Genomic DNA, 2,687 nt, shown 5'->3' with positions numbered 1-2,687 from the left:
CGCAGCAAGAAGTTATCAAGCACTGTGGCAGGCCGTAGGCCAAGTCTGCGACCTCTTCACAAAGCAAGAGTGCAACAACTTCTTCAAAACAGCTGGATACATGACCGATTAAACGCGACAAGCTCTAAACCCCTTCACCAAGGCAAGCCTTCAAATCAAGGAGTTTCAGGAACACGAACCTACAAGCAAGCGATCCAGCAGGTGCCACGCTTCCACCGCTGGAAATCTCTCTCTGCTTTCCTCCTGATGGTCAAAGCCACCAAGCCCGAAATCGCATAATCTAAAAACTAGGCCAACACATCCCGCAGGGAGGCAAGCCAGCCCTTAACTTCTGCGGACACTTTCGCCTGATCCAGATTTTCAAAAGAATCCCAGCTCCAGCCGTTCTCAGGGCACAGCTTATCCAAAAATGCATGCAGCTCTTTTTGCTTAGCCTCTGGCAAAGGCAAGTTGGCTGCATGCCTCAGCAGCAACACCTGCTCCTGAAGCCGCAAGAACACCCAGAAGGCTTCCATCATAGGCCGCAGCAAATGCGGCTGCGTCTGCCACGTATTGCCGGAAAACAGCTCCTGCGTGACAATCGGCCCAGCCCCGTGACAGTGAAACTGAACACAGCCCTTGTACCCGGTCGTCGCCAGATCAGAATGGATCTTGCAGCCCCCACAGCCCTCAAGATTTCGGCAAGGCTCACCAGCAACTTTATCAAACGGGAAAACACTCGACTTATCAAAGGCAAGCGCCACACAGCACAGCGCAGCGCATTTCTCGCAGTCTGCTTTCAGCCGGTCATCAAGTTGGTTCAGATCCATAGCGTCTTATTGACACAAAACACAAGCCAACGAAAGCAATCTCAAGTTTCGGGCGGATAAGGAGTGTCTCGCAATAGCGCGCTCCATTTGCTTGGTTTCAATCAATTGACAAGGAGGTGCCTAACACAATGCCCGGAAGCATGTCATGTGATGCTTCGTATATACAGCACCGAGCACCGAGCACCGAGCACCGAGCACCGAGCACCGAGCACCGAGCACCGAGCACCGAGCACCGAGCACCGAGCACCGAGCACCGAGCACCGAGCACCGAGCACCGAGCACCGAGCACCGAGCACGAATGATCGCAATACTCTGCAAAAACAAGCTTATGAGTAAAGAAAGATCCTCAGAGGGGGATAACTTTTATTTGCGGATGCCAGCGTAACATCTGGAAAAGCGGGCATAAAAAATAGGGCAAATTCCACGGGGTAAACATATGCCCGCTAGGTGGTTCTATGATAGAATCTCCCCCGTTCAAAATTAAATGCGCGCGGTGCAAAAGCCAGACACAAAACCACTCAATAAGAACCACGAGCAACGCACATTTCGCGCAAATCTGCACAAAAGAACGCAAACCTTAAAATCAGCACGATCAGTTATTCAGAGCCCCACGTGATCAGACACACTTAAGCTGCAACAAACCCAATCTCTTTCTGCAACTTCTTGGTCAGCTTCCTCGCAATAATGCTATGCGCCTCGCGAACATAATCCTTGATGTCTTCATCAGCCATCGCCTGCGCAGTCTCAATCTGAACCCACTTCGCCCGAGCCAGATAAGGCGCCGGAATAATGCCCTCCTGTTCCGTCAGAATCTGATAGGAAAGCTCTGAACATTTAAAGCTGATCTTGATCCCTTTCATCTCAGGACGGTCCTCTCCCCAGTTAGAGCAAATCGCATAGATCTTCTCTCCAACCTTCCAAACCGAAGCATTCCCCCACTGAATGACATTGCTCGTCCCAACCAATGACTTGCAATAATTATCAAATTCATCCCGCGTCAATCTAGTCTCTCCCTAGCAATCAAAAAAAGGCATCAAACACAGCCAATAATTGCAACGAAGATAACACAATCAAAATCCAATTCGGTACCCGCTCAACTAACTTTCAGATTTGGCTACCCATAAAGAGCACCCATCACACACGCTCACTCCTGTTCATCTGAGGTAGCGCATAGATCAGTTCTATCTCTTTTTTGGTCAGCAGACAGCATAGAACGGTTGTGAGTACTATTCGGACAATCAAATCCTGGCGCAGAAGTGCGCTCTGCATTTCCTTTGAAAGCGCTGCAGACATAGCGGCGCAATCCGAGTGCAAACATCGCCAACGGATGCAGAATGGAACGCAACGCCTTTCCGATTTCGGTTTGGCTCAATCACACAGCACACGACACCAGCTCATAAATGCCGAGGCTTGATCACCTATTGCGATCGCTATTGAGGTCAAACCTGAGCGCCTCTCGCGGCTCTCCATTCTTCCCAGACCGCATGAAAGGCTGCTAGTTTCAACATATTACAGCATCGCAAGGCAATACGTTTCAATCCCTTGAAGACGTTGCTTTGGTTTCATTGAGGTAAACTGGTGGCTGTATATTCAGGGAGTATTCTTCGGTCAGGTAGCATTGCAATCCAGGTGATTGTCGACCACTCAGAGCCTAGTTCGATGTGTTTTCAGCCCTCTCATTCAGGCTGGCTTAATCCCAGAACGCAAAAAGCCCCCATGCGTTATGCATCGGGGGCTTTTGAGTTGGTATGTTGTTCTGTTTCATTTTGAGAGATTGTCAGTGTGGATTATTCATGCCCGGCGGCGCCCTACTCTCCCGCGTCTTAAGACGAAGTACCATTGGCGCAGGGGCGTTTCACTTCCGAGTTCGGGATGGGA

2 protein-coding genes and 1 rRNA gene are annotated in these 2,687 nt (G+C 50.1%); all 3 read right to left on the bottom strand.

What is annotated here, in order from left to right; all coding sequences use genetic code 11:
* Positions 1-287: 287 nt before the first annotated feature.
* On the bottom strand, positions 288-809 hold the full coding sequence (locus tag PsAD37_RS09440; RefSeq protein ID WP_063295936.1) for a hypothetical protein: 522 nt from the start codon (positions 807-809) through the stop codon (positions 288-290).
* A 626-nt stretch (positions 810-1,435) separates the two neighbouring features.
* Positions 1,436-1,810, bottom strand: a complete 375-nt coding sequence (locus PsAD37_RS09435) for an MmcQ/YjbR family DNA-binding protein (RefSeq protein ID WP_063295935.1) — start codon at positions 1,808-1,810, stop codon at positions 1,436-1,438.
* A 794-nt stretch (positions 1,811-2,604) separates the two neighbouring features.
* A 5S ribosomal RNA gene (rrf, locus tag PsAD37_RS09430) occupies positions 2,605-2,687 on the bottom strand; the annotation flags it as partial.

Source organism: Pseudovibrio sp. Ad37 (genome assembly GCF_001623075.1).
Classification (GTDB): Bacteria; Pseudomonadota; Alphaproteobacteria; order Rhizobiales; family Stappiaceae; genus Pseudovibrio.
This window is presented reverse-complemented; position numbering and strand designations above follow the sequence as displayed.